The sequence below is a fragment of the Phenylobacterium sp. genome, from assembly GCF_965284355.1.
Lineage (GTDB): Bacteria > Pseudomonadota > Alphaproteobacteria > Caulobacterales > Caulobacteraceae > Phenylobacterium.
This window is the reverse complement of record NZ_OZ260078.1, coordinates 1,414,382-1,440,387: the sequence shown is the minus strand read 5'-3', so window position 1 is coordinate 1,440,387 and position 26,006 is coordinate 1,414,382. Positions and strand designations below refer to the sequence as shown.

20 protein-coding genes, 1 tRNA gene and 1 pseudogene are annotated in these 26,006 nt (G+C 70.1%); 11 read left to right on the top strand and 11 right to left on the bottom strand.

Annotated elements, in window-relative coordinates; genetic code table 11:
* The first annotated feature begins 24 nt into the window (after positions 1–24).
* The 4 genes from ACQ66R_RS06960 (at position 25) to ACQ66R_RS06945 (ending at position 5,051) form a co-directional block, all read left to right on the top strand.
* Positions 25–1,296, top strand: a complete 1,272-nt coding sequence (locus ACQ66R_RS06960; protein ID WP_430420457.1) for a dicarboxylate/amino acid:cation symporter — start codon at positions 25–27, stop codon at positions 1,294–1,296.
* 74 nt (positions 1,297–1,370) lie between these two features.
* Positions 1,371–2,096 (top strand): hypothetical protein, encoded by a 726-nt coding sequence (locus ACQ66R_RS06955; protein WP_430420455.1) that lies wholly within the window; start codon positions 1,371–1,373, stop codon positions 2,094–2,096.
* Between the two features lie 788 nt (positions 2,097–2,884).
* Entirely contained in the window at positions 2,885–3,496 is a 612-nt protein-coding gene (locus tag ACQ66R_RS06950; protein WP_430420454.1) for a hypothetical protein, read from the top strand.
* Between the two features lie 433 nt (positions 3,497–3,929).
* A complete protein-coding gene (locus ACQ66R_RS06945) occupies positions 3,930–5,051 on the top strand; it encodes a pyridoxal phosphate-dependent aminotransferase (RefSeq protein WP_430420452.1) in 1,122 nt (373 codons plus the stop codon).
* Here ACQ66R_RS06945 and ACQ66R_RS06940 read toward each other — a convergent pair.
* From ACQ66R_RS06940 to ACQ66R_RS06930, 3 genes are all read right to left on the bottom strand, one after another.
* A complete protein-coding gene (locus ACQ66R_RS06940; RefSeq protein WP_430420450.1) occupies positions 5,033–5,308 on the bottom strand; it encodes a DUF1294 domain-containing protein in 276 nt (91 codons plus the stop codon). The two genes, ACQ66R_RS06945 and ACQ66R_RS06940, sit on opposite strands and share 19 nt — an antisense overlap.
* An 82-nt stretch (positions 5,309–5,390) precedes the next feature.
* Entirely contained in the window at positions 5,391–6,002 is a 612-nt protein-coding gene (locus ACQ66R_RS06935; protein WP_430420448.1) for a hypothetical protein, read from the bottom strand.
* A 26-nt stretch (positions 6,003–6,028) separates the two neighbouring features.
* Positions 6,029–9,739, bottom strand: coding sequence for a hydantoinase B/oxoprolinase family protein (locus ACQ66R_RS06930; protein WP_430420446.1), 3,711 nt, complete (start codon positions 9,737–9,739; stop codon positions 6,029–6,031).
* Between the two features lie 62 nt (positions 9,740–9,801).
* Here ACQ66R_RS06930 and ACQ66R_RS06925 point away from each other — a divergent pair, with 62 nt between their 5' ends.
* From ACQ66R_RS06925 to ACQ66R_RS06910, 4 genes are all read left to right on the top strand, one after another.
* Positions 9,802–10,494 carry a TerB family tellurite resistance protein gene (locus ACQ66R_RS06925; protein ID WP_430420444.1) on the top strand — a complete coding sequence of 231 codons (693 nt, stop codon included), beginning with the start codon at positions 9,802–9,804 and terminating at the stop codon, positions 10,492–10,494.
* A 107-nt stretch (positions 10,495–10,601) separates the two neighbouring features.
* The gene (locus tag ACQ66R_RS06920) at positions 10,602–10,892 is read left to right on the top strand and encodes a hypothetical protein (protein ID WP_430420442.1); all 291 of its coding nucleotides are present in this window, start codon (positions 10,602–10,604) and stop codon (positions 10,890–10,892) included.
* Positions 10,893–11,051: 159 nt separating this feature from the next.
* Positions 11,052–11,345 carry a putative quinol monooxygenase gene (locus ACQ66R_RS06915; protein WP_430420440.1) on the top strand — a complete coding sequence of 98 codons (294 nt, stop codon included), beginning with the start codon at positions 11,052–11,054 and terminating at the stop codon, positions 11,343–11,345.
* A 10-nt stretch (positions 11,346–11,355) separates the two neighbouring features.
* On the top strand, positions 11,356–12,579 hold the full coding sequence (locus ACQ66R_RS06910; protein WP_293360928.1) for an acyl-CoA dehydrogenase family protein: 1,224 nt from the start codon (positions 11,356–11,358) through the stop codon (positions 12,577–12,579).
* A 90-nt stretch (positions 12,580–12,669) separates the two neighbouring features.
* Here the strand turns inward: ACQ66R_RS06910 and ACQ66R_RS06905 are convergent, their stop codons facing one another.
* The 4 genes from ACQ66R_RS06905 to selB all read right to left on the bottom strand — a co-directional run bounded on the left by ACQ66R_RS06905 (position 12,670) and on the right by selB (position 16,890).
* Positions 12,670–13,188: a UGSC family (seleno)protein gene (locus ACQ66R_RS06905; protein WP_430420437.1), complete on the bottom strand. Its 519-nt coding sequence runs from the start codon at positions 13,186–13,188 to the stop codon at positions 12,670–12,672.
* A gap of 31 nt (positions 13,189–13,219) precedes the next feature.
* On the bottom strand, positions 13,220–14,806 hold the full coding sequence (locus tag ACQ66R_RS06900) for a TlpA family protein disulfide reductase (protein WP_430420435.1): 1,587 nt from the start codon (positions 14,804–14,806) through the stop codon (positions 13,220–13,222).
* A gap of 42 nt (positions 14,807–14,848) precedes the next feature.
* Positions 14,849–14,943, bottom strand: a tRNA-Sec gene (locus ACQ66R_RS06895).
* A gap of 45 nt (positions 14,944–14,988) precedes the next feature.
* Positions 14,989–16,890 carry a selenocysteine-specific translation elongation factor gene (gene selB, locus ACQ66R_RS06890; RefSeq protein ID WP_430420433.1) on the bottom strand — a complete coding sequence of 634 codons (1,902 nt, stop codon included), beginning with the start codon at positions 16,888–16,890 and terminating at the stop codon, positions 14,989–14,991.
* A gap of 86 nt (positions 16,891–16,976) precedes the next feature.
* On the opposite strand from selB, the gene selA reads away from it, so the two are divergent.
* Positions 16,977–18,380 carry an L-seryl-tRNA(Sec) selenium transferase gene (gene selA, locus ACQ66R_RS06885; RefSeq protein ID WP_430420431.1) on the top strand — a complete coding sequence of 468 codons (1,404 nt, stop codon included), beginning with the start codon at positions 16,977–16,979 and terminating at the stop codon, positions 18,378–18,380.
* A gap of 4 nt (positions 18,381–18,384) precedes the next feature.
* Here the strand turns inward: selA and ACQ66R_RS06880 are convergent.
* The 4 genes and pseudogenes from ACQ66R_RS06880 to ACQ66R_RS06865 form a co-directional block, all read right to left on the bottom strand.
* Positions 18,385–19,251 (bottom strand): annotated as a pseudogene (locus ACQ66R_RS06880) (lipid kinase); the annotation flags it as partial.
* 238 nt (positions 19,252–19,489) lie between these two features.
* Positions 19,490–21,928: a TonB-dependent receptor gene (locus ACQ66R_RS06875; protein WP_430420429.1), complete on the bottom strand. Its 2,439-nt coding sequence runs from the start codon at positions 21,926–21,928 to the stop codon at positions 19,490–19,492.
* A 349-nt stretch (positions 21,929–22,277) separates the two neighbouring features.
* Positions 22,278–22,787 carry a DUF302 domain-containing protein gene (locus tag ACQ66R_RS06870; RefSeq protein WP_430420427.1) on the bottom strand — a complete coding sequence of 170 codons (510 nt, stop codon included), beginning with the start codon at positions 22,785–22,787 and terminating at the stop codon, positions 22,278–22,280.
* Positions 22,784–23,962, bottom strand: coding sequence for a patatin-like phospholipase family protein (locus tag ACQ66R_RS06865; protein WP_430420425.1), 1,179 nt, complete (start codon positions 23,960–23,962; stop codon positions 22,784–22,786). Before ACQ66R_RS06865 ends, ACQ66R_RS06870 begins: the two co-directional genes overlap by 4 nt.
* Positions 23,963–24,182: 220 nt before the next feature.
* Between ACQ66R_RS06865 and ACQ66R_RS06860 the strand changes: the two genes are divergently transcribed.
* A complete protein-coding gene (locus tag ACQ66R_RS06860; RefSeq protein WP_430420423.1) occupies positions 24,183–24,653 on the top strand; it encodes a cupin domain-containing protein in 471 nt (156 codons plus the stop codon).
* Positions 24,654–24,797: 144 nt separating this feature from the next.
* A complete protein-coding gene (locus ACQ66R_RS06855) occupies positions 24,798–26,003 on the top strand; it encodes an MFS transporter (protein ID WP_430420421.1) in 1,206 nt (401 codons plus the stop codon).
* The last annotated feature ends 3 nt before the right edge of the window (positions 26,004–26,006 follow it).

The window sequence follows — 26,006 nt, the reverse complement described above, 5'->3', positions numbered from 1 at the left end:
GGCTGAGCAGCCAGCGGGGCCAAGTTGAAGTTCCTGAAATCCCTGAGCGTCCAGGTGCTGATCGCACTCGCCTTGGGCGTGGCCGTGGGCGCCGCGGCGGCGGCCTATGGCGGCGGCTCGGCCACCCGCGTGGTCGAAGGCGTCGAGGCGCTGGGCGGCCTCTGGCTCAACGCGCTGCGGATGACCGTCGTGCCGCTGATCTTCGCGGTGCTGGTCAGCGGCATCGCCCAGGTGTCGGACGCCGCGGCCACCGGCCGGCTGGCGGTGCGCGCCGTCGTCTGGTTCGTGGCCCTGCTGCTGCTGTCGGCGGTGACGTCGGTGCTGCTGGTCAACGGCGTGCTGGCGGCCTGGCCGGTGAGCGAGGCGGCGTCCGCGGCGCTACGGGCCGGCGCCCAGGCGCCCGCCGCCGACATCGCCACGGCCCCCGACTTCGTCGCCTGGGTCAAGAGCCTCGCGCCCTCCAACCCGATCAAGGCCGCCGCCGAGGACGCGATCCTGCCGGTGGTGGTCTTCGCCATCTTCGTGGGCTTTGCGATCACCCGCCTGCCGGGCGGCAAGGGCCGGGCGCTGCTGGACGTGTTCGACGCGCTGGGCGAGGCGATGATCGTCATCGTCCGCTGGGTCCTGGTCGTGGCGCCGCTGGGCGTCTTCGCGCTGGGCCTGGGCGTCGGCCTGCGCGCCGGCGTCGGCGCGGCCGGGGTGCTGGGGCAGTACATCATCGTGGCCTCGATGGCCGGGCTGGTGATCGCCATCGTCGGCTACGTCCTGGCCATCACCGTCGGCCGGGTGCCGGTCGGGCGCTGGGCCCAGGCGACCTCGCCGGTGCTGGCGGCGGCCTTCGCCACCCAGTCGTCGCTGGCCTGCCTGCCCGCCATGATCGAGCGGTCGCGCGACGAACTCGGCGTGCCCGAACGGATCGCCAATGTGGTGCTGCCGCTGGCCGTCGCGGTGTTCCGCTTCACCAGCCCGGCCGTGAACCTGGCCGCCTGCATCTTCGTGGCCCACGTCTACGGCCTGCAACCCTCGGCGCTGCAATACACGGGCGCCGTCTTCGTGGCCCTGGCGGTCAGCGTGGGGTCGGTGGGGCTGCCGGGGCAGGTGTCGTTCATCGTCAGCGTGGCGCCCATCTGCATCGCCCTGGGCCTGCCGATCGACCTGTTGCCCATCCTGCTGGCCGTCGAGGTCGCCCCCGACATCTTCCGCACCCTGGGCAACGTCACCGGCGACATGGCGGTGACCGCGATCCTGGCGAAGGACGAGCTGGAGCCCGACGCAGCGGAAGCTAGCCAAGCCTGAGCCGTTCCGGCAGGTTCCCGCCCGACATGACGCAGAAAAACGAACCCTTCTTTCGAAAAGACGGCGATCTTTTCGTGCCCACCAACGCCGGCATCGGCCCCTGGGACAAGAACTCGCTGCATGGCCGGGTGATCATCGGCCTGCTGGGCGCCGAGATCGAACGCCGCCATGGCGGCGCCGAGTACATGCCCGCCCGCCTGACCGTCGACATGTACAAGCTGCCCGACCTGTCGCCGGTCGAGGTGGTCACCCGCACCGTCAAGGACGGCTATCGCATCAAGGTCATCGACGCCGAGTTCATCTCGGGCGGCGTCAGCGCCGGCCGCGCCACCTGCCAGCTGCTGCGCAAGACCGAGAACGCCCCCGGCAATGTCTGGAAGCGCGAGCCCTGGGGCGCGCCGGCCCCCGACGACACCCCGCCGCAGGACGGCCCGATGGGCGGCATGTGGAAGATGCGGCCGATCTCCGGAACGATGCGCGGCTTCGAGCCCCGCCGCACTTGGATGGCCGAGGTGCGCGAGATCGTCGACGGCCTCGACCTGACGCCCTTCCAGCGCGTCGCCGTGGCGGCCGACTTCGCCAGCCCCTTCGCCCATGTGGGCGACCAGGGCCTGGGCTACATCAACACCGACGTCACCGTGTACCTGCACCGCGAACCGGTTGGCGAGTGGATCGGCTTCGAAAGCCTCACCCACGGCGCCACCGACGGCGTGGCCGTCGGCGACTGCCTGCTGCACGACATCGAAGGCCACATCGGCTCCGCCAGCTGCACCGCCCTGGCCCAGAAGCGAAAGCTCTGAAGTTTCCCTCGCCTCCGGGAGGGACATCCGCACGTCCTCTGAGCACCATCCGAGACCTGTCGACGAGCGGACGTTCTCAATGTCGCCCGTGGGTGGATTGCGGACCGAAGGTCGCTCATGCTGCGCTGCGAGCAGGGGGCCGGAATGAGCGCGGAGCAGTGGATGATCGGGATCGCCTTTCTGGCGCTCGTGATCGGCATTGGTGTCGCGATCACGAGGTGGGACCGCTTGCGCTAGCGGTCTGACGTCAGCAACGGGTCGATTGCACGCTCTGGCGTCGGGGACCACAGCGGACTCTCGCAGACCGCGCGGGGAGCAGCTGTCGGCAACGTCAGCCAGGGGTGGGTTGCGGACCTAGCGGCCCAAGATGCGAACCCAAAGGGGCGGTTCCCTCTGGAACTGAGCGCGCTTCCAAGGCGGCGGGCGAAGGCCAGCAATGTCCAGAAGGCGTTTGCGGACGTGTTCCAACCTCAACCTGCGGCGCATCACATGCATCTGCCGGGCTATGCGGGCAGCCCGCTCTCTGGGGTAGTCGCCCGGAACATCGACATAGTAGGCGGCATACCCGAACGCCCTTCTCCGTGGATGCGGGAGCACCGTGAGGCCAGCCCGCTGGCAGAAGCTCTTCGCTAGGTGCATTCGGTCCTTTCGGCGTGAGAGGACCAGTCGGGACGGTGGCTTCATCGTTACGGTATAGCTGGCTCGCCGAATGTCTGACATGGGTCGAAGCCATTCCTCGGCTAGGCGGCGTCTTGACGAACGCCGGTTCTTGTTCTATCTTTGTTCTCATGTCGACCGAGGCCGCCCGCGACGCGCGTGAGCTCCAGATGCTGGAGGGGCTGGTCGACTGCGCCTACGGTTTGGCGACGACGCTCGCCGCGGCGGCGAAGGCCGAAGCCGATACCGGGCGCTGCCTCCAACTCGTCGAGGGCTTCACCAAGTGCACGTTCGCCGTGCGCATGGGCATCCGCCTCTGCATGACCCTGCGCGCGCCACCCAAGGCGACGCCCGCCCGCGCCGAGGTCCCCGAGCGGGAGCGGGCGGAACATGAGCCTGTCGAACGCAGCGAGCGCCCGGAACTGGAGCGGGAACGCGATCGCGACTACGAGCCCGTCAGCCTGCCGAGATTCCTGAGCACCCTGGGCGTGGTCGCCCGGGACGCGGCCCGTCTCGAAGACCGCCTTCCCCCAGAGGCCGCCGGGCTCCTGCCGAACCTCCGGGACCTCCTGGCGCAGGCGAAAGCCGATCCGCCATCGCCCGAACCGGGCCCATCAAGACCCACCGGCGTCGCCGTCCTGGCCCGCCCGCCGCAAGCGCCGATCCGCCACAAACTCCTGGGCTCCGCCGCGCCACCCCGACCTGGCCCCGGCGCCCCGCCCCGCTGGCCCAACTCCGCCTGACCGCCGAGCCCGCGCGTAGCGCCCTGAATTCAAACCACGAAAGACACGAAATACACGAAAGCGAGCCGGCTCCCGCCGCCCGCGGGCCGCCTCATGCCCGTTCGTGTATTTCGTGGTTCCGGCGAAGCCGTCTTCGAACCACGGACCATCACGGACCATCACGGATCACTCGCTGAGCCCGTCCGTGCTGGTCCGCGATGGTCCGTGGTTCCGCGCGAAGCGCGCCTGACTTCAAACCACGGATTTCACCGATTTCACGGATTGTCAGTCCAAGCCCGGCGCATCGGCCGGTACGGCGCCCATCCGTGAAATCCGTGGTTCACCCCGACAGCGCCTACGGCGCGGACGCGGTGCGCTGGCTCGGGAAGCCTCCGTCCTCTATCTCTGGCCCATGCACGACACGCTCCCCCGCCAAGAGGTCCAGGACCTCCGCATGTCCCGGATCCGCGAGGTGGCGAACGCCGGGATGGGGCGCGACGACATCCTGGCCTTCTGGTTCGGCGAGTCCGACCAGCCCACGCCGGAGTTCATCCGCCAGGCCGCGGCCGACGACCTGCTGGCAGGGCGCACCTTCTACACCCACAACCTGGGCCGCGCCGACGTCCGCGCCTCGCTCTCGCGCTACCTGAGCGACCTGCACGGCGCGTCGATCGCGGAAAACCGGCTGGCGATCACCAGCGCCGGGGTCAGCGCCCTGATGCTGGCGGCCCAGTTGGTGGTCTCGCCGGGCGACCGCGTCGTGGTGGGCGGGCCGATCTGGCCCAACGTGCCCGAGATCCCCAAGATCCTGTCGGGCCAGGTCGAGGTCATGCCCCTGGAGCCGGCGCAGGGCCGCTGGCGCATGGACCTGGACCGGCTGCTCGACGCCCTGACCCCCGACACCAAGGCGCTGATCTTCAACTCGCCCAACAACCCGACGGGCTGGATGCTGCCGGCCGAGGACCGCGCCGCCGTGCTGGAACGCTGCCGCAAGCTGGGCATCTGGCTGATCTGCGACGACGTCTACGAGCGCCTGGCGTTCGATGCGCCCACCGCGCCATCGTTCCTGCCGCTGGTGACCCCGGAAGATCGGGTGATCGGCACGAACAGCTTCTCGAAGGCCTGGCGCATGACCGGCTGGCGGCTGGGCTGGATGGTCGTCCCGCCGGCGATGATGGACGGCCTGGGCGTGCTGATCGAATACAACACCTCGTGCGCGCCCGACTTCGTCCAGTCGGGCGCCAAGGCGGCGCTGGACCACGGCGAGCCGGTGGTCACCGCGCTCAAGGCCGAGCTCACCGCCGCGCGCGACCAGGTGCTGGGGGTGTTGCGCACGTTGCCCGGCGTCGAGGCGCCGTCGCCGGACGGCGGGCTCTACGCCTTCTTCCGTGTCGAGGGCTGCACGGACTCCGTGGCGCTCTGCAAGGCGCTGATCGCCGAGGCGGGGCTGGGGCTCGCGCCGGGCTCGGCGTTCGGCCCGGAAGGCGAGGGCTGGTTGCGCTGGTGCTTCGCCGCACGGCCCGAGAAGAACGCCGCGGGCCTCGAGCGTCTCGCCGGCTACCTCAAGGCCCGGTAGGCGAGCCAGGCCGCCAGCACGGCATGGGCCACGGCGATCCCCCACAGCCAGGCGCTGAACCCGGCCTTGCGGGTCTTGTGCCGGAACAGCGCGCGGGCCGCGAGCGCGCCCGGCGAGCCGCCCAGCGCCGCCAGCACCAGCAGCCGCCGCTCGGGCGTGCGCCAGCCCCCGCGCGCCGCCGCGCGCTTGTCGAGCGCGAAGGCGGTGACCGTCGCGGCGTTGATCATCACGAGGTAGAGCGCAAGGAGTTCAGCCACGGCCAAGCGTCGGCCCGCTCCGATGAAGAGGGGGTTACGCGGGCCTTCTCCCGCAAGGGGAGAAGGCTGCTGGTCGGCCTGTCTATTTCGCCGGCGGATCGGTCGGCGTCGGTTCCGGAGCCGGCGCTTCGGCGGCAGCCGCCTCGGGGGCCGGGGCCGCCTCGTTCACGCGGAACGTCGCGCCCATCAGCTTGGCCTTCTGCTCCAGCGAAGCGGCGACCGTCTCGCAGCGGGCGGGCAGCGTCCAGCTCATCCACTCCTGCGCCTTGCGGGCCTGGGTGACCTCGGGACCCACGTTCCAGACCTGGCGGCCCTGGCGCACGGCGCCGGCGCCGATGGTGTTGATCGGGCGCACCGAGGCCTTCTCCGCGGCCGTCAGCGCGGCCTGAAAGGTCTTCAGCTGGGCGCGGCCCTGCTTCTGCATGTCGGCATAGACCTTCAGGTCGTCGGCCAGACTGGTGCCGGGCTTGCGGAACTGGCTCTCGATCCGGGTGACCTCGGGCATCACTTCATCGTGCAGGTCGAGGTAGCCGCGCAGCGCGCCATAGCACCAGCCAACGAACTGGTAGTCGTCGCGGGGCGCGCCCGTGGGCAGGCGGTCTTCCGGAGCCTCGGCCGCGGGGGGCGGCGGCGCGGCGGCGGCGGGCGCGGGATCCTGGGCGAACAGGGCGAGGGCGATGGCGAAGGGCGTCATTCAGAACCTTGTGTACGGAGATTTTGTCAGCTTCGCGCCGAACCGGGCGACCCACCGAACCCGCCACCCCCCGGGGTTTCGATCTCGATCGCGTCGCCTAGCTCCACCGTAACGGAGAAGCAGCCGGGAAGTTCACTAACCGCGCCCGACGCGGCGATCAAACGCTGCCGGCCGGGCAGTCCGGGACCCCCGCCGGCCAGCCCCTGGGGCGCATGCTCCCGCCGCGAGGAGAGCAGGGCCGCCTCCATCGGGGCCAGGAACCGGATGCGGCGCCGAACCCCGTCGCCGCCGCGATGCCGGCCGTCGCCGCCCGATCCGTGGCGCACGCTGAAGTGCTCCACCCGCACCGGGAAGCGGCGCTCCAGGATCTCGGGATCGGTCAGGCGCGAGTTGGTCATATGACTGTGGACGGCGCTGGCCCCGTCGCGCGTGGCCGTGGCGCCCGCCCCGCCGCAGATGGTCTCGTAGTACTGCCGCGCCTCGTCGCCGAAGGTGAAGTTGTTCATCGACCCCTGGCTGTTCGCCATCACCCCCAGCGCCGCGTAGAGCGCGTCCACCACGTGCTGGCTGGTCTCGACGTTGCCGGCGACCACGGCGGCCGGCGGGCGCGGCGCCAGCATCGAGCCGGGCCGCGTGAGGATGTTCAGCGGCTCGAGGCAGCCGGCGTTCAGCGGGATGTCGTCGTCCACCAGCGTACGGAACACGTAGAGCGCCGCGGCGTCGACGATGGCTGAGGGGGCGTTGAAGTTGCTGGCGACCTGGTCGGCCGAGCCGGTGAAGTCCAGCACCGCCTCGCGGGCTACGGCGTCGACGGTGGTCGTCACCGCGATCCCGCCGCCGCCGTCCATCGGGGCGTGGCCCTCGCCGTCGCTCAGGCTGCCGATGGCGCGCCGCACGGCCTCGGCGGCGTTCTGCTGCACGAACCCCATGTAGCGGGCCACCGCTTCCGCGCCATAGCTGCGGATCATGTCCGACACCGCCGCCGCGCCGGCCTGGCAGGACGCGACCTGGGCCTTGAGGTCGGCGAGGTTGCGATCGGGCGCACGGGCGGGCCACCGGCCGGACCCCAGCGCCGCGCGCGTCTCAGCCTCCAGGAAGCGGCCGCCGGCCATGATCGGCAGGGCGTCCAGCATGACACCCTCCTCGTCGATCGACGTTGAGAACGGGGGCATCGAGCCGGGCTGGATGCCGCCCACATCCGCATGGTGGCCGCGCGCGGCGACGTAGAAGCTGGGTTCCTCCCCCGAAGCGGAGACTTCGGGGGAGGGGGACCACGAAGTGGTGGAGGGGGCGTCGGTGTCCGCCATGAACACCGGCATGACGACCGTGATGTCGGGCAGGTGCGTGCCGCCGGCGTAAGGGTTGTTCAGCGCGAAGGCCTGACCGGCCTTCAGCTCGGGGTGACGGTCGCGCACCGCCCGCACGCTGGCGCCCATCGAGCCCAGGTGCACCGGCATGTGCGGTGCATTCGCCACCAGCCCGCCGTCGGCGTCGAACAGCGCGCAGCTGAAGTCGAGCCGCTCCTTGATGTTCACCGAATGCGCCGTCCGCTCCAGCGCCGCGCCCATGGCCTCGGCCACGCCCATGAAGCGCCGGTTGAAGAGCTCCAGCGTGACCGGGTCGGCCTTGTCGAGCGCGATGGTCTGGCGGGCGGCCGCCGCGGTGCGGGTGAGGCGGATCAGGCCGCCGGCTTCGGCCGAGGCGCGCCAACCGGGGAGGAGGGCGATCTGGGTGTCGGCGCGCACGATCAGCGCCGGGCCGTCGATCTGGCTCAGCGACTCGGCCGCCACGACCGGCGCCTCATGCCAGGCGCCGAGGGCGTACATCCTCGCCTTTCCCTCCCCTTCATGGGGAGGGGCAGACGGCGAAGCCGTCGGGGTGGGGAAGTGTGGCGCGTGATCTGTGAGTTCGGTGCTCTGGCCCCCGGCTTCCCCGCCCGTCTCACCGGGAACAAGTCCGGGGTCGCCACCCTCCCCGTGAAGGGGAGGGAAAGCCTCCGCCTCCACCGCGGCGATGAGGATCGCGCGCTCGGGCTCCACGAAGCCGAACAGGCGCTGGTGGGCGGCCTCGAACGCCGCCCTCGCCGACGCGGCATCGCCGAGCGCCACAGGCAGCTCCGCGTCGGCGCCGTCGTACCGCAGCCGCAACGTCCGGCGAATGTCGCCCGTCTCGGCGCCCTGGGCCGCCATGTCGGCCCGCACGGCGACCTCCAGCCCCGCCAGCGCCGCCTCGGCCACGCCGAGCCCCTGCGCCAGCGGCGCCTCGAGCCCCGCTTGCCGCAGTGCCGTCACCTGCGCCTGACCGATGCCCCAGGCCGACAGCACCGAGCCGTAGCGGGGGCACAGCACCTGATCCACGCCCAGCGACTCGGCCGTCTGGCAGGCCACCTGACCGGCCGCGCCGCCGAAGGCCACCAGCGCATGTTCCCGTGGGTCGAACCCGCGCTCGGTGGAGATGCGCCGGACCGCCTGAGCCATCTGCTCGACGGCGACCGCCACGAATCCCTCGGCCGCCGCTTCGACCGTGACACCCATCTCCGCCGCCAGGGCCTCCAGCCGCGCCCGGCTCGCCGACGGGTCCAGCGGCGCGTGGCCCTGCGGCCCGAACACCGGCGGGAAGAAGCGCGGGTCCAGGCGGCCCAGGACCAGGTTGGCGTCCGTCACCGCTGCCGGCCCGCCGCGCCCGTAGCAGGCCGGCCCCGGATCGGCGCCGGCGCTGGCCGGACCCGCCCGCGCCCGCATCCCGTCGAACGTCAGGATCGAGCCGCCACCCGCCGCCACCGTCTCCACGTCCAGCATGGGGCTGCGCAGCCTCACGCCGGCCACGTGCGCCGCGTCACGCCGCTCCAGCGCGCCGGCGAACCGGCAGACGTCGGTGGAGGTGCCGCCCATGTCGAAGCCCAGCACGGCGTCCGCGCCGGCCTCCGCCGCGGTCCGCGCCACGCCCACGACGCCGCCCGCCGGGCCCGAGACCACCGCGTCCCGGCCCCGGAACGCTTCGGCCGCCACCAGCCCGCCGGCCGAGGTCATGAAGTAGAGCGGCGCGCCCGCCACCGCCTCGGCCACCCGCCGCACATAGGCCTGCAGCACAGGCGTCAGATAGGCGTCGGCCACCGTCGTCTCCGCCCGAGGCACGAAACGGGGCAGGGGCGAGACCTCGGACGACAGCGCCACGAAGTCGAACCCGGCCTCGCGAGCGATCTCGCCCGCCCGCTGCTCGTGCGCGGCATTCAGGTCGGCGTGAAGGAAGGCGATGGCTGCCGAGGTGAAGCCGTCGGCGACGGCGGCGGCCAGGTCTGCCCGCAGCGCGTTCTCGTCCAGCGCAGACACGACCGATCCGTCGGCCGCCAGCCGCTCGGCCGCCTCCACGACGCCGGCATAAAGTGGCGCGGGCTTCTCGATGTTGAGCGCGAACAGGTCGGGTCGCGCCTGGTCGCCGATCTCCAGCGCGTCGGCGAAGCCCTCGGTGGTGACGAACAGGGTCTTGGCGCCCCGCCGCTCCAGCAGCGCGTTGGTCGCGACCGTCGTGCCCATCTTGATCGCCTGGACCCGTTCAGCGGGGAACGGCGCGCCCGGCGCGGCGCCCAGGATGCGGCGCATGGCCTCCACGGCGGCGTCCGGATAGCTGGGCGAGGCGGACAAAAGCTTCAGCGAAACCTCTTCGCCGTCGCTCCAGCGCCCGATCACATCGGTGAACGTGCCACCCCGATCGATCCAAAAGGCGCAACGCCTGTCCAAAACTTAACCCCTCCGCACGATTGTCACCGGATCGCCCGGGTCTTAAGGCATGCCATAGCGAAATGAGCTTCTGGCGCAAAATAGCCGGCCTCGCAGTTCGAGGGGTCGATGAGGCGGAATGCGATGTCTGCCCGCCCGGCCTCCCCGGTGAGGATCCGGCGTTCACCACCGCTGTGACGGCCCTGGGCGCCAAGCTGGCCAAGGCCGACGGCGAGGCCCACGCCGACGAGTACGACACCTTCCACGCCATCTTCCAGGCTGAGCCGGGCAGCGAGGGCGCGATCCGCCGCCTTTACCAACTGGCGCGCCAGACCACCCGCGGCTTCGAGGGCTACGCCCGCAGGCTGAAGAAGCGCTATGGCAGCTGCCCCCAGATCCTCGAGGACGTGCTGGACGGCCTGTTCTACATCGCTGCGGCGGATGGCGTCGTCACCTCGGACGAGCTCAGTTATCTCGAGCGGGTCTGCGAGCTGTTCGGCCTGTCGCCGCTGACGTTCCGGAGGCTGAAGGCCACCCATCTGGGCGCGGCCAACGATGACCCTTACGTGATCCTGGGCGTCGCGCCCGACGCGCCGGACGATGTGGTGCGCGCCGCATGGCGCGCTCAGCTGTCCGAATCCCATCCCGATCGCGCCCGTGCGCGGGGGCTGCCCGCCGAGTTCGTTGAGGTGGCCGAGGCCAAGGCCGCGGCCATCAACGCGGCCTACGACCAGGTGCAGCTGGAGCGCCGCTCGCTGTCGCTGGGCGCGGCATAGTCTCGCTGTGGTCGCGTTTCCGACACATCCGCGGTTGACGATCGCAACCACTGTGCTGACATGTACCTTTCACGGACCGGGTCAGGCCCCGCCGTCGAGGAGCTGAAATGGTCAAGGACTTCGCCGCGAATTCGGGTTCCGCCCTTCGCAGCCTGGCCGCCGTCGCCGCCACGATCGCCACCGCCTGCGCCGTTCTCGTGGGCGCCGTCCTCGCCGTGTTCGCGGCCGCGACCGTGGCTGTGATCGCGATCATGGGCTCGGCGCTGCTGGCCTTCGCGGGCCTCGCGATGCGCGCCCGCCGCACCGTCCGCGCCCGCCGGCGCGACAGCGACATCATCGAAGCCCGCCACCTGGGCGGCCACCACTGGGTGGCCTACGGCTGGAACGAGCGGCGCTAGCCGCGTCCGCCACACGCTCGCCGAGTCGACCAGAGCCCGGGCCGCCGTCACCGGTGCAGGTCGCCGCCCGTGCGCGGCGCATGACTCATTGGCGGGGCAGGCTTGCGGCGGGAAGCGCCGTTCTCTACCGTCCATTCAAACAGTCGTTGGGAGAACGGTATGACGATCGGCATCGTGGCCACCATGAAGATCCAAGAGGGCAAGAACGCCGAGTTCGAGGCCTTCTTTACCGAGCTCGCCAAACAGGTGCGCGCCAACGAGCCGGGCAACATCGCCTACCAGCTCACGAAGAGCCGCAAGGATCCCCAGGAGTACAAGGTCCTCGAGCTGTACACGGACCAGGACGCGGTGACCGTCCACGGCCAGACCGACTACTTCAAGGCCGCGGGCCCGAAGTTCGCCGGCGTCCTCGCTGGGCGCCCTGAGGTGGAACTGCTCGACGGCATCGGCTGAGGAGACGGCCATGGACCTGGACTTCGCCCCCGAAGACCTCGCCTTCCGCGACGAGGTCCGAGCCTTCATCGCCGAGGCGTTCGACGACGACATGCGGGCCAAACTGGCCCAGTCGAAGAACAACCACCTCGACAAGGAAGCCCAGGTCCGCTGGCTCAAGCGGCTGGGGGAAAAGGGCTGGATCGCCCCCGACTGGCCGGTCGAGTACGGCGGCACGGGCTGGAGCCTGGGCAAGAAGTACGTCTTCGACATGGAGATGGCCCTGGCTGGCGCCCCCTCCACCTCGAACATGGGCCTGCGCATGTGCGCGCCGGTGGTGATGGCGTTCGGCACGCCGGAACAGAAGGCCCAGCACCTGCCCAAGATCCTCACCACCGACGTGTGGTGGTGTCAGGGCTATTCCGAACCCGGATCGGGCTCGGACCTGGCCTCCCTCGCTCTGAAGGCCGAGCGTGACGGCGACCACTATGTGCTGAATGGCAGCAAGACGTGGACGACGCTGGCCCAATGGGCCGACTGGATGTTCTGCCTGGTGCGCACTTCGAACGAGGAGATCCGCCAGAAGGGCATCTCGTTCCTGCTGATCGACATGAAGACGCCGGGCATCACCATCCGGCCGATCCCCACGCTGGACGGCCCGCCCGAGGGCGAACAAGAGATCAACGAGACGTTCTTCGACAACGTCCGTGTGCCGGTCTCCAACCGCATCGGCAAGGAAGGCGAGGGCTGGACCTACGCCAAGTACCTGCTGCAGTTCGAGCGCGGCAACGCCTATGCGCCGGGCCTTTCGGCTCAGATGAAGAAGGTGCGCAAGATCGCCAACCTGGAGCGCGCCGACGGCGGCGGTTCGATGATGAGCGACCCCGACTTCCGCAAGAAGCTCTCCGAGGTCGAGATCAAGGTCGAGGCGCTGAACGCCACCGAGCTGCGCATCTTCGCGGGCCGGGCGAACGGCGACGCCATGGGCGCCGTCTCGTCGATGCTGAAGCTGGAAGGCAGCCAGATGCAGCAGGCGGTCACCGAGCTCGCGCTCGAAGCCGCGGGCATCTACGCCCAGCCCTTCGTGCAGGACACCTGGGAGATGCTCCGCCCCGGCGGCAACACCTTCCGCGCCGGTCCGGACTACGCCGCGACGGTGGCCCCGCACTACTTCAACTACCGCAAGACCTCGATCTACGCGGGCTCGAACGAGATCCAGCACAACATCATGGCCAAGATGGTGCTCGGGCTGTAGCCGGGCGCGTCGGCGAGCCGCGACCGGATATGACTTGGAATGTATGGCGTCATGGGATGCGGCGCACGCGCCGCATCCCATCAACGCGCTCTAGACGGTCAGCGCCTCGATCACCTGTTCCAGCACGGCGTGCGCCTTGCCGCGCATCTCGTCGTCGGTGGCGTCCTGGATCGGGTGATCCACCAGGACGTAGCGCGCGCCATCCATGCCCAGCGCCTTACGCTGGACTTCGGCGGCTTCGGCGAACTCGCTGGACGCGATAGAGACGGCGGGAAGGCCCTGGATCTCGAACCACACAGTGTCGTGCAGACTGCACGTCGTGCATGATCCTCAATCGGCGAGCGCTTCCACCAGCACGTCGCACTCGGCCTTGATCTTCAGGCGCAGGTCGGACGGGCAGGGCTTGGCGAAGGTGGGCTTGGCGTAGCGCCGCACCTCGGCGTCGGGATAGCGCGCCGCGAGCAGGCGCTCCAGCTCGTCCAGCAGGACGTTGCCCCGCGGCTTCGAGATGTCCAGCAGGCCGATTACGCCTGAGATGTCTCCCGTCCGCGGCGTGATCTGCCGGGCGACCGGGACCCTCTCGTCGGTGGGATCCAGGATTGTCGTCATCGACGTCCTCCAAACTCTGTCTTCGAGGCTATCAGTCTTCGATTTTCTTGGATACGACGGCCGACCCGGCCGAGCCCGTCACCCAGCCGTGGAAGGCCGCCGAGAACTTGCCGGCCTCGGATCCGGCGACCACGATGTGGATGAACTTGCCGTCGGCGAACTTCGGCGTCGGCGTCGCCAGCATCGTTTCGCTCATCTTGGCGGCGGACGCGACCGGGATCCCGGCCCCGGAGACCTCGTTCGCCACCATCTCGCGCAAGGGCCGCGCGGTCACCGTCTGAATCCGCTCGCGAAGCCGGGCCTTGGAATACTCGCCCTCGCAGGTGAGCGTCTTCACATGCTCGGGACAGACCACCAGCAGCGCGTCCACGGGCATCCGGTGGATCTTGGGCAGGAACACGCCCTCGAGGCCTAGCCCCAGCGTGCCCGCGATCTGGTCGGGCTTGCGCGATTCCTGGTCCACGATCTGGACCGGGCCGCTGGTCATGGCGAAGGCGGTGACCACCGAGTCCTCGCGCTGGAAGCCGCGCTCGACGTGCAGCGGGTCCCAGGGCGAGCCCTCCTCCCACTCGGCGAAGCACATCGTGAACTTCATCGGGCTGGACAGCGTCGAGCGGTCCACGCCGCCGGGCCGGGCCCCGCCCAGGTTGCGCACCACCAGGCGCAGCGCGCGGCCGATGGTGGCGTTGGCGCGATTGCCGTTGCCCAGCGCCGCCAGCTTCATATTCATCCCGATACGGTTTCGGACCGGGCCGTTGACCACCAGCACCGGCGCGGCGCCCATCGTCGTGGCCGTCACACCGTGCATGTTGAACTCGTCGGTGCAAACCGCCTCGAGCGCGGCGATCACCACGGGCAGGTATTCCGGCCGGCAGCCCGCCATGACCGCGTTGATCGCGACCTTTTCGACCGTCGCGGGCGCCATGTTGGGCGGCACCACGGCGACGATGTCCTGGGGATGCCGCGTCGTCCCGGACAGCATGCGCAGCACCCGCTCGGGCGTCGGCGGCACCAGCGGCAGGCCGTCGCTGAAACCCTGGTCAAACATGAACTCGTCGATGTCGTCGCTGCTGGCGATCTCGATGCGCCGGGCCCGGATCGGACTGTCTTCGGCGTCGGCCAGTAGCCGGTCGTGGATATCGGGATCCAGGTGCTTGGAGCCGCAGCCCGGGCGCCACTCGGGATAGTCGGACCACGTCACGGGGACGGCCGGCGCGTCGAGGTCGCGGGCCACCTGCTCGGCCAGCCGCTCCCATTCCTCGCGGACGAAACCTTCGACCTGCGCGCGGCGCTCACCGTCGGCGCCGATCCAGTAGACCGCGGGCACAATGTCGAAGTCCCAGGCCAGCGAGGTCTTGAGCGCGCTCTCGTCCAGGATCGGCAAGGTCAGGCCGTGGCGGTCCTTCAGGATCGCATTGCCGTCCGCGGATTGGCCCAGCATCCAGATATCCGCCGTCTCGCCCCAGACCTGGTGGAAGGCCTCCAGCAGCGGCGAGACGAGGTTGCAGGTGTTGCAGTCCTCCTTGACGAAGGCGATCAGGCTGGGACGCCCGCTCGGAAACCGCCGTGGCTCGCCGGCCATGTCCTGCAGCGCGAAGGGCGGGGCGTTCGCCGTCATGTCACCGTCCTCGTCTGTCGCCGCCGGGCGGCGGCCTTGGGCTGGCGGAGGTGGATGGGAATCGAACCCACCACACGCCTTGTCGACGTGTCGCCGGTTTTGAAGACCGGGGAAGCCACCAGACTCCAGTCACCTCCAGCGGAACGACACTAGGCCGCCTTCCGTGGCGTCTCGAAGCGGTTTCACACGATCCGGCGCACGTCGCCGTCGCGCACCGTGTCGCCGCGGGCGTCGAGGAACTCCAGGATCGGCACGATGAACTTGCGCGACGTGCCCAAAGCGGCCCGCGCCGCGCCGGTGGCGAACTCGGTGGGCGGCGGGAAGGCGGCGCGGAGGTTCGACAGCGCCTCGTCCAGCGCGGCGATGTGGAAGACGAGAGTCTGGCGCAGCGCGTGGTTCCTGAGGCTGACCAATGCGCCCAGGTCGAGCAGCAGTTCGACCAGCGCGGCGTCCTCGCTGCCGTGCGACGCCAGAGTGGCGACGTCGGGCGGCGCGGCCCCACCCTGGCGGATCTGGTGTTCCAGTTCGCGTAGCCGGGCCAAGGCAGCAGGCGGCAGGACGGCGAGCGGATCGTGGGAGGTCAGCCGGACCTGGCCGCCGCTCGCCCGGATCTCGCCGTCCGCGACCAGGCGGCGCTCCACGTGATCCAGCAGATCGCCGGACGTGGTGCGCGTGAACGCCTCGCGGATGGCGCGGACCTGGGCCCATGCGCGCTCTGGCGCGGCCCGGTGTGCGGCGTCGAGACGGCTTAGGTAGGCGTCGCGCGTCGCCGCGAGGGCGCCGGGAGCCGCAAGAAGGTCGAGGCCCAGAGCTTCGAAGCCGCTCAGCGCTGTGCGGGCTTCGTCGGGCGGCCGTCGCCACAGCCGCGCCGCCTCGCGCACAGAGACCACGCCGCCATCGCGGATCGCCAGCCGGTCGGCGATACCCGCCAGATCTCCGGCCGCTGCAGCCGCCAACAGGTCGCGCCGCGCATCGACCGGCCCCCTCAGCTTCCACGCTTCCGGATCCAGAACCACCGCGCCGCCGATCGTCTCGGCCGGGGAGGGGCGGCGCAGGATGGCGCGCTGGCCGGCGAAGACGGCCACCGGCGTCGCGAAGCGCAGCTGCGCCAGCCCCCGATCGCCCGGCGCGAGCGGGCCCTCACCCAGGAGGCGGACCTTGGCCATGTCCTGCCGCGCGCCCCACATCACCCGCAGTTCGTCACCGGACTTCAGCAGCCGCGCGCTGTCGGGCGACAGGGTCAGTTCGATGTCCACCAGCAGGCTGGGCAAGAGGGTGTCGGGCGCGCACAGCACCTCGCCGGGCGGCGCCTCATCGACCGCCACGCCCCTGAGCCCGGCCGCCACCCGACCGCCAGGAGCGGCCAACTCGACCGTTTCCCCATGCACCTGCAACTGGCGCAGCGTGACCGGCCGGCCCGACGGCATGAGCATCGCAGCGGCGCCGACATGAAGCGGCCCACCCTGCAGCGTTCCCGTGACCACCGTGCCGGAGCCCGCGATGGTGAACGTCCGGTCCAGGGGCAGGATGGGGCCAGGCGCCGCGGCGGCGGCCGGAGACCGCCCGACGAGGGCTTCGATGGCGTCGTTCAAGCCGTTCAGTCCCGCGCCGGTCAGCGCCGAACAGAAGACCACCGGCTCGCCCGCCAGGAAGGTCCCTTCGAGCTCGGCGGCGATGTGCGCGCGGACCCGGACCTCGGCGCCCTCGGCCAGGAGGTCGGCCTTGGTGACCGCCACGATCCCGACCTGCAGGCCCAGCAGTTGGGCGACGCGAAGATGCTCGCGCGTCTGAGGCCCAAAGCCTTCTACGGCCGAGACGACCAGCAGCGCCGCGCGCGCCCCGGTGGTCCCCATGACCATCGCCCGGATGAAATCCTCGTGCCCGGGGGCGTCCAGGAAATCGACGGCGCCCGCGGGATAGTCGCGCCAGGCGAAGCCCAGCGTGATCGACAGGCCGCGCGCCTTCTCCTCCGCCAGGCGGTCGGTCTCGATGCCGGTCAGGGCGCGGACGAGCGCGGTCTTGCCATGATTGACATGGCCGATCACCGCGATGCTCAGGCGGGCTCCCGCCGCTTCCGAACTCATCCGACGTCCCTACGTCGAACGGCGGCGGCCGTCATCTGCGCCCATCCGCCTTGCCCGGCGTCTCCCCGGCTCGATACAGTCGCCGCATGACCGCGCCCCCAGACGTCGAGGCCTCCGACCCGCGCCGCCGCTTGCCGGCCGTGGGCGCGATCTGCGCCGACCCCGCGGCCGGCCCCCTGAATGCGCGGTTCGGGCCTGTGGCGTTGGTCGCCGCGCTGCGGACCGTGCTCGGCGAGGCCCGGACCCGGCTCCGGGACGACCCGACCGCGGCTCCGACGATCGCCGAGCTGCTGGCGGCGGGCGAACGGATCCTGGAGGCCGGCGCCCGCGAGACCCTGTTTCCGGTGATCAACGCCACCGGCGTGGTGATCCACACCAACCTCGGCCGTGCGCCGCTCGCGCCCGAGGCCTTCGCGGCGATGCAGGCGGTCGCGGGCTACAGCAATCTGGAGATGAACCTGGAGACCGGGCGGCGGGCTTCGCGCCAGGACCACCTCGACGCCCTCATTGCCGAGGTGTCCCGGGCCGAGGCCGGGCTGGCGGTGAACAACTGCGCCGGCGCGGTGCTGCTGGCGCTCGCCGCCGTGGCCGACGGTGCGCCGGTGATCGTCTCCCGTGGCGAATTGGTGGAGATCGGCGGCGGCTTTCGGGTACCGGACGTGGTGGCCCAGAGCGGGTCGCGACTGGTCGAGGTGGGGGCGACCAACCGCACACACCTGCGCGACTACGAACGGGCTTTGCGCGATCATCCGGAGGCGCGGGTGATCCTGCGCACCCACCCCAGCAACTTCCGCATGACCGGCTTCACCAGCGCGCCGGCCCTGGACGCGCTGGCCCACTTCGCCCACGCGCACGGGTTGCTGCTGGTCGAGGACCTGGGCGGGGGCGCGCTTGTGGACCTCGGGCCCCACGGGATCGCCGACGAGCCCATGGTCCAGGCCAGCCTGCGCGCGGGCGTCGATCTCGTCCTCTTCAGCGGCGACAAGCTGCTGGGCGGACCCCAGGCCGGGATCGCCGCCGGGCGCCGCGACCTGGTCGACCGGCTGGCGGCCCATCCCCTGGCCCGGGCGCTTCGGTTGGACAAGCTGTCGGTCGCGGCTCTGGCCGCCACGCTGCGCCTCTACCGGCCGCCGGCCGATCCGACCCAGCGCATCCCGGTCCTGCGGATGCTGACCGAGCCGCTCTCCGTCATCGCGGCGCGGGCCGACGCCCTGCTGGCTCAGGTCGTCCAGGTCCCGGCGCTGGACGTGGGCCTGCAGGATACCCAGGGCTACGCGGGCGGCGGCGCCATGCCCATGCTGGCTCTGCCGGGCCGGGCGCTGGCGCTGCGCAGCCATCGGTTCAGCCCGGACGAACTCGCGCGGCGCCTGCGCACGGGCGCCGCCCAGGTTCTGGGACGCATCGAGCGTGATGTCGTCCTGCTGGAGCTGCGGACCGTCTCGGACGCCGAGGTCGCGCCTCTGGCCGCCGCCATCGCCAAGGCGGCCTGAACGCTCAGGGCAGCGGAGCGCCCGGGACGAAGACCTCGATGGCGGCGGGCCGCACGACGAAGTGGGCGGGCGTCTCGGTGACGATATCGCCATCCACGTTGATCGGTCGCGGCCTGCGGGTGCGGACGTGGAACTCCACGCATTTCGAGGTCTCGACCTCCGCCCAGACGCCGTGGCGGCCGCGCCGGAACGCGCCGAACATCAGCGCCAGCTTCCAGACCGACCGCGGGTCGAGGCTGTAGAGGTCGAGGTGGCCGTCGACGATGCTGGCGTGCTCATGGATCACTGAGCCGCCGCCATAGTGGCGCCCGTTCCCGACGGCGATCTGCAGGGTCCGCACGTCGATCCTCTGCTGTCGGTTGAGCACCTCGGCGTGGAACGGTCGGGCGGCAAAGAGGACCTGTGCGGCGCGGATCGCATAGGCGAGCCGGCCCCAGCGCCGCTTGCTCTGGGGGGTGAGACCGCGCGCCAGATCGGCGCTGAGGCCCAGGCTCGCGACATTGAAGAAGGGGTGGCCGTTCACCAGCCCCACGTCGATGCGTTCCGTGCTGCCGTTCACGATCACGTCGGCCGCTGACGGCAGGTCGAGCGGAATGCCGAGGGTTCTGGCCAGATCGTTCGCGGTGCCCAGCGGCAGAAGCCCCATGGGAAGGCCGGTCTGCAGGATGCCCTGCGCCGCTGTCGCGATGGTGCCGTCGCCGCCGCAGACGATCACCAGGTCGGCCCCGTCGGCGCGGCGGACGATGTCGGCGGCGACCTCCGCGGGCGAAGCGAAACGCTCGACCACGACGTCGATGCCGCCCGCCGACAGGCGGGCGATGACCTCCAGCGCCTGAGCGCCCCGCCGGGCGTTCGGGTTCACCAGCATAAGTCCGCGCCGTCGCCCCGGCGCAGGGGGGCAGGCGGATCGTCGGTGTCGTTCGGGGGAACCGGCACTTGGGTCCTTCGGCGGCGAGCTGGATCAGCTGCACCTTAGGCCGAGGTTTCGCGGCATTCGAATGGCGCCTGAGCCGGTTCGCCCATCAGGGTGGACGATGTCGCGGGGCGACGGCCGTGGCTCAAGGCAAGGAAAAGGGCCCGCCGATGGTTCGGCGGGCCCAGGGTCAGGATCAGTAGGTGAAGCGCAGCGCCACGCCGTAGGTGCGCGGCTGGCCCAGGAAGGCGTCGTACGAGCCGGACTGCAGGACGGCGTTGAAGCCGACCTGATAGTACACGTCGTCGAAGAGGTTCTGAGCGAAGGCCTCGACCGCCCAGCGCTTGTCGGCCGATGTCAGACCCACCCGGGCGTTCACCAGGGTGTAGCCAGGCTGGTTCTTCACCGGGTCAAGGTCGGAGCCGGTGTTGAAGCTGGAGACGCTCTTGGCGTTCACCGCAATCCGGCCGACCAGGTCATCGCTGAGGTTGTGCTCATAGGTGACGCCCAGCGCACCGGACCACAGCGGGGCCAGGGAGAGGCGCGAGCCGGGCAGGTTGCCGCCCAGGAAGATCGGGTTGCTCTTCGGATAGTAGGTCTCGGCGTAGGTCACGCCGCCGTTCATCGTCAAGCCTTCGACCGGCGTGAACCAGATGAAGTCGAGGTCGACGCCCTTGGAGATCACCTTCGGCACCGAGGCCACCGAGAAGACCAGCCCGTTGAAGGCGTTGAGCTGGAAGTCCTCGTAGCGCTGATAGAAGCCGGTGACGTTCAGCAGGACCTTGCGGCTGAAGAGCGTGTTCTTCATCCCGAGTTCGTAGGAGTCCACCGTCTCAGGCGCGAAGCTGGTGTCGAGCACCGGCGCGGTCGGCTGGCCGCGAACCGTCTGAACGGTCGTGGCGATCCGGTCGAGGTTGAAGCCCCCGGCCTTGTAGCCGCGCGCGAACGACGCGTAGGTCATCACCTCGGGCGAGAAGCGGTAGGCCAGCTTGGCCGTGCCGGTCAGCTCCTCTTCGCTCAGCGATTGGTCGTTGTTGCGGATCTGGCCGAACGCGGGGCTGTTCGAGGCCGCGCAGAGCACCTGGTAGGTCCCGGCGCCCAGCAGGCCGCCGGCGCGGATCAAAGCGCCGCTGGCCGGAAGCGGGCCGCCCAGCGCCGAAGCGCGGGCAAGCGCCGTGGCGCAGCCGACGCCGCCGTCGGTGTTGCTCCAGAAGGTCTTGAGATCCTTGTCTTCCCACGTGTAGCGCAGGCCGACCGTGAGCTCGAGAGCGTCGGTGATCTTGTAGCTGTTGTTCGTGAAGAGCGAGAAGCCCTCCTCACGCTGCTGGTAGAGGTCGTCCTGGCCGTTGCCGGCGACGAACGTCGTGCCCAGCGGGCGGCCCGTGAACACCGACGACAGCGTGTTGCCGAAGAGGGCGTTCACGTACTGCTCGTACTGGGTCCCGTAGGTCACAGTACGCACGTGCAGGCTCAGGTCCTCGCGCGAGTAGAAGGCGCCGACCAGCCAGTCGAGCTTGTCGGTCGCGCCCGCCAGACGGACTTCCTGAGTGAACGTGTGGAACTTGCTCGAACCCGGGTTCGAACTCTCGCGATGCGTGGGCGAGTAGAGGATGTCGGCGCTGGTCCAGTCGACATCCGAACCGCCGGACTGGCTCCAGTCGCGAACCGCGGTGATCGAGGTCAGCTTGGCGCCGCCCAGCCAGGGCGTCTTCCAGTTGGCTTCGACCGAGAAGCCCGAGTCCTTCACCGTCTTGAGGAAGCTGCGGTTGCTGTAGTCGCGGAACGAGTCCGGATCCGGCGGAATGGCGAGGCCGCCGGGGGCCAGCGAGTTGATGATGGCCTGGGTGGCGCCGTTCAGGATCTGCACCGCGCCGCAGCAGCGCTCGTCACGCTTGGTGTAGTCCATCGAGACGTTGATATCGATGGTGCTGGTCGGCGTGTACAGCAGCTGGGCGCGACCGGTGTAGAAGTCCTGGTCGTTATTGTCCGGGCCCTGGGTCTTGTAATAGCCGTCGCGCTCACGGGCGGCGACGTAGACGCGGGCGGCCAACTTGTCGTCGATGATCGGGCCGGTGAGCGAGATCGAGCCGCCGAAGCCGTCGAAGTTGGTGAACTGCGCTTCCGACGTGGCGCCCAGCTGGAACGAAGGCCGGGCAGTGATGATGTTGATCACGCCGGCGGTCGTGTTCTTGCCGAACAGCGTGCCCTGCGGACCCTTCAGCACCTCGATGCGGCTCGTCTCGCCCAGGTCGCTGAACGCCACGCCGTTGCGGGGCCGATAGACGCCGTCGATGATGACGCCGACCGAGGATTCCAGGCCCGGGTTGTCGCCGACCGTGCCGATGCCGCGGATACGCGCGGTGGTGACGGCCGAGCTGCTCGTGGAGGTCACCGTCAGGCCGGGCGCGACGATGGTCAGGTCCTTGATGTCGCGGACGCCGGCGTCCTGCAACTGCTGCGCGTTGACCGACGTGACCACAATCGGCACGTCCTGCAGGCTCTGCTCGCGCATCTGCGCGGTGACCACGATCTCATCGACGGTCGCGGCGGTGTCGGTATCGGCAGTCTGAGCGTTGGCGGCGGCCGTGAAGGCGCTGGCCAGCACAACGGCGAGCGCCGACGTGCGGAAAAGCATTCCACTTTTCATTTCGGTTCGTTCTCCCCCGGTGCGGCCCCGCTCTTAGGGGAGGTGGCAGGCGCCTGCCCGGAGGGTCGCGCGTACCCACGCAATCCCTTATACGCAAAGGGATTGCGGTGTTCGGTGAGCGTTCGGATCGCGGCTGTTGCGCAGAGGTCACGAAACCGTCGCGCCGCCGATGGTTTTGTGACGCGACGTCAAGACTGAGTTCGCTGAACAAGGATTTTTGACGGCGACGGCGAGATGCTCGATCTGGCCCACCGCGCATCATTGTTCCTGCGGGAGGACGCTACCGCCGGCAGCCGGTATGGAGACAGCTGGCTACGCGCGACCGGCCGGCGCGCGCCTATCGAGACGTCACGCTCCCTGCGATGGAGCCGGCGACCTCGGCGGCCATCTTGATCTGAGCCGGGCGGTCGCGGATGTCGTAGCGGTCGGCGATGTAGGCGAAGTCGGTGTACGCGACCCACACGCGGCCGTCGGCGTCCTGCGTCACCAGAATCCGCACCGGCCAGTCGAGGCCCGCATACGGATTCGAGGTCAGGAACTGGGCGCCCAGCGGCGGGTTGCCGAAGATCAGCAGCTTCGAGGGCTTGAGATCGATATCGGCGCCCTTGGCGAGCCCGGCCTGATCGATCTCGGTGAAAAAGCGGATTCCCTTGCCGGCGATGTCGGCCTTGATACGGGTTACCGTGTCGTCGAAGCCGTAGGCGCTCTGGACGCGCACGACACCCTGCGCCTTCTCGGACGCGGCGGCGGGTTCGGCGACAGCGGCGACAGCGGCGACGGCGGCGGCGGTCAGGGTGAGGCTTACGCCCATGGCGATCGCACGCAGCGAGCGGTTGAAGCGGGTCATTTCGAGGGTCCTTGGTCGTTTGCGGGGGAGGGATCGTGGGTCATCCGGCCCGCCTCGGCCTCGTGGAGGATGATCCCTTCCATCGGGTCGACTGAGGCGGTCCAGGGGGCCTGGGCGAGCACGCGGGCTGTGTGGGCGTAGCCGGCCTCCCAGCGCGAGCGGATGCCTAGGGGCGAGAAGTCGATGTCCTTGGAGTGATCCTCGCCGGCCAGCGGCGGCGACAGCAGCCGGATCACATGCATCTGGGTGGGACAGCCGTAGGCGGCCAGTTCGCGCGCCTCGTTGGTGGCGCGAACGTCCGGGGGCAGCTTCTCGGCCAGCATCGCGATGATGTGGCGCAGCTTGTGGATCTGCTTCTGCCTGGCGATGTGGGTGATCGCCCGGCTCGAGTACTGCAGGTCCTTCTGGCGCGACAGCACGCTCCAGATGCTGTCGGGCTCCGGGCCGTTGGGGGCCCACATGTGGACGGCGAAGACCACGCCCGACCGGCGCGGCTTGTCGTCGAACACGGCCTCGACCGGCGTGTTCGAAAGGATGCCGCCGTCCCAGAAGAGCTCGCCGCCGATGCGGATCGCAGGGAACGCGGGGGGCAGGGCGCCTGAGGCCATGACATGGCGTATGCTCAGCTCGTCGTCCCGGCTGTCGAAGTAGCGCATCTCGCCGGTCTGGACGTTGGCGGCGCCCACGGTGAGCCGGGGGTGTCCGGCGTTCATCAGCTCAGGGTCGATAAGCTCGCTCAGCGTCTTTTCGAGCGGATCGGTCGAGTAGTAGCCGGCCAGCTCGGAGCCCAGCGGCATCTGCATGCCGAGGAAGGCCCAAGGGTTGGGACGGAAAAAGGCCTCGAGGCCGTTCATGACCGTCATGGCGTTGGCGGCGAGGGCGCCGACGCGGGGCGCCATCCCGGCGAACTGTGCGGCCCGCGAATGGGTCATGCGCGCCCAGAACTCGCGGAGGCGTTCCAGCCGTTGCTCGGGCGCATTGCCGGCGATCAGGGCGGCGTTGATGGCGCCGATCGAGGTGCCGATCACCCAGTCCGGCTCGATGCCGGCCTCCTGCAGGGCCTGGTAGACCCCGGCCTGGTAGGCGCCCAGCGCCCCGCCGCCCTGGAAGACGAGGACGACCTGGCGCAGCTTGGCCTTGTCGATGGCGGTCGAAGTCTTTGTGGCGGTCTTCATGCCGCCGTTGTGTCAGCCCGAACCGCCGGCCGGAAATGTCCGATAGCTAATGGCGCAATGCGCTGGCTGCATCGGAAGTGACGCCTCGCGCGGGCGTGAGGATTTCAAAGTAATCCCTGGTGCAACGCTCCACGCATCGCCGCGATAACTTAAAGCGAATTCAGCGCTATCGTCCGCGCTTCTAGGGTCTTTCTATCGAACAACACCGAGTGAGACACCCATGAAAGCCCCCCTGATCCTCGGCCTCGCGCTCAGCCTCGCGGCCGCTGCTACCTCGGCCTCGGCCGGAACCTGCCCGGCCGACCAGATGCGCGCCGACGCCCGCACCTCGGGCGAGACGATGCCCGCCAAGGTCACCGACACCGAGCTGTCGTTCATCGCCCTGGGCGGTGAGATCAATGGCCTGGACAACCGCCGCCTGCGCCTGCGCCGGCTGGTGGTTCAGCCGGGCGGCGTCGTGCCCTGGCACAGCCACACCGACCGCCCGGCCCTGATCATGACCGTCTCCGGCCAGATCACCGAGTACAACTCGACCTGCGCCGTGGGCATCGACCACAAGGCCGGCGATGTCGCCCAGGAGAAGAAGGGCGTCAGCCACTGGTGGAAGAACAACGGCAAGGTTCCGGCCGTGCTGATCGCCGCCGACATCAAGAACGACGCCGACGCCAAACCGGCCGACGACCACATGTGAGACCCGCCGCGGCGCACGCCAACCCGCCCGGCGCGCCGCGGCCCCGAGGCCTGTCTCCCCCAACTCCCGCAGGCCCTCGGCAACGGAGGCGTGCGGCGTCCGATCCCGGGCGTCGCACGCCTTTGTCGCATCCCGGAGAACCCCATGCCCGCCGCCCCCAACGCGCTGCTGCGCCGCGCCCTCATCGGCCTTATCGGCTTCCTGACCCTGGTCGACCTCTTCGCCGCGCAGGCGATCCTGCCCACGCTGGCCCGCATGTATGGCGTCAAGCCGTCCGCCATGGGCGTGGCCGTCAACGCCTCGACCATCGGCATGGCCGCCGCGGGCCTCGTCGTAGCCCTGGTCAGCCACCGGCTGCCGCGCCGGGGCGGGATCTGGGTGAGCCTCGCGCTGCTGTCGATCCCGACGCTGCTGTTGGCCCATGCGCCCGACTTGGCCACCTTCACGGCCCTACGCATCGCGCAGGGCGTCTTCATGTCGGCCGCCTTCACGCTGACCATGGCCTACCTGTCGGAACAGAACACCGGGGCGGCCACGGCCAGCGCGCTGGCCGCGTACATCACCGGCAACGTGGCCTCGAACCTGGTTGGGCGGCTGGTGTCCTCTGCGGTGGCCGCCACCGCCGGGGTGGCCATCAACTTCTACGCCTTCGCGGCGCTGAATCTGGCCGGCGCGGCGCTGGTCTACCTGACCCTGGCCAAGGCTCCCGCCATGGCTGTGGCCTCCGGTGAGGTGAGGCGCTCGGCGTTCGCGCGCCTTGCGGCTCATCTGCGCAACCGCTGCCTGGTGGCCAGCTTCGGCATCGGCTTTTGCGTGCTGTTCGCCTTTCTGGGGGTCTTCACCTACGTGAATTTCGTCCTGGCCGACGCGCCGATCCGGCTGTCGCCGATGGCTCTGGGCCTGATCTACTTCGTCTTCCTGCCGTCGATGGTGACCACACCGCTGGCCGGCGGCGTCGCCAACCGGTTCGGGCCGCGCCCGACGTTCTTCGCCTCGCTGGGCCTGGCGATCGCGGGCCTGCCGCTCCTGCTGGCGCCGACGGTGGGGCCGGTCATCGCGGGATTGACCATGGTGGGCGTCGGCACGTTCTTCGCTCAGGCGACGGCCACCGGCTTCGTCGGCCGCGCCGCCCAGACCGATCGTGCGGCCGCCAGCGGACTCTACCTCGCCAGCTACTACCTGGGCGGTCTGGCCGGCGCCGCGGTCGTGGGCCAGGTGTACGACCAGGTCGGCTGGCCGTCGGCCGTCACGGTGGTGGGCGGCTCTCTGGTTGCGGCGGCGGCGCTGGCGGCCAGTCTGCGTCCCGCGACAGCGGGCCGTCGCGCGCAGCTCCTGGCGCGCGAGGCCTGAGCG

Bases quoted from the DNA above. Each gene is read 5' to 3' on its own strand.
- ACQ66R_RS06910 (WP_293360928.1), top strand. From the start codon at position 11,356: ATGGACCTGGACTTCGCCCCCGAAGACCTCGCCTTCCGCGACGAGGTC.
- ACQ66R_RS06900 (WP_430420435.1), bottom strand. From the start codon at position 14,806: ATGACGGCGAACGCCCCGCCCTTCGCGCTGCAGGACATGGCCGGCGAG.
- ACQ66R_RS06870 (WP_430420427.1), bottom strand. From the start codon at position 22,787: ATGACCCGCTTCAACCGCTCGCTGCGTGCGATCGCCATGGGCGTAAGC.
- ACQ66R_RS06945 (WP_430420452.1), top strand. From the start codon at position 3,930: ATGTCCCGGATCCGCGAGGTGGCGAACGCCGGGATGGGGCGCGACGAC.
- ACQ66R_RS06935 (WP_430420448.1), bottom strand. From the start codon at position 6,002: ATGACGCCCTTCGCCATCGCCCTCGCCCTGTTCGCCCAGGATCCCGCG.
- ACQ66R_RS06860 (WP_430420423.1), top strand. From the start codon at position 24,183: ATGAAAGCCCCCCTGATCCTCGGCCTCGCGCTCAGCCTCGCGGCCGCT.
- ACQ66R_RS06920 (WP_430420442.1), top strand. From the start codon at position 10,602: ATGGTCAAGGACTTCGCCGCGAATTCGGGTTCCGCCCTTCGCAGCCTG.
- ACQ66R_RS06855 (WP_430420421.1), top strand. From the start codon at position 24,798: ATGCCCGCCGCCCCCAACGCGCTGCTGCGCCGCGCCCTCATCGGCCTT.
- ACQ66R_RS06865 (WP_430420425.1), bottom strand. From the start codon at position 23,962: ATGAAGACCGCCACAAAGACTTCGACCGCCATCGACAAGGCCAAGCTG.
- selB (WP_430420433.1), bottom strand. From the start codon at position 16,890: ATGAGTTCGGAAGCGGCGGGAGCCCGCCTGAGCATCGCGGTGATCGGC.
- ACQ66R_RS06925 (WP_430420444.1), top strand. From the start codon at position 9,802: ATGAGCTTCTGGCGCAAAATAGCCGGCCTCGCAGTTCGAGGGGTCGAT.
- ACQ66R_RS06950 (WP_430420454.1), top strand. From the start codon at position 2,885: ATGTCGACCGAGGCCGCCCGCGACGCGCGTGAGCTCCAGATGCTGGAG.
- ACQ66R_RS06915 (WP_430420440.1), top strand. From the start codon at position 11,052: ATGACGATCGGCATCGTGGCCACCATGAAGATCCAAGAGGGCAAGAAC.
- ACQ66R_RS06875 (WP_430420429.1), bottom strand. From the start codon at position 21,928: ATGCTTTTCCGCACGTCGGCGCTCGCCGTTGTGCTGGCCAGCGCCTTC.
- selA (WP_430420431.1), top strand. From the start codon at position 16,977: ATGACCGCGCCCCCAGACGTCGAGGCCTCCGACCCGCGCCGCCGCTTG.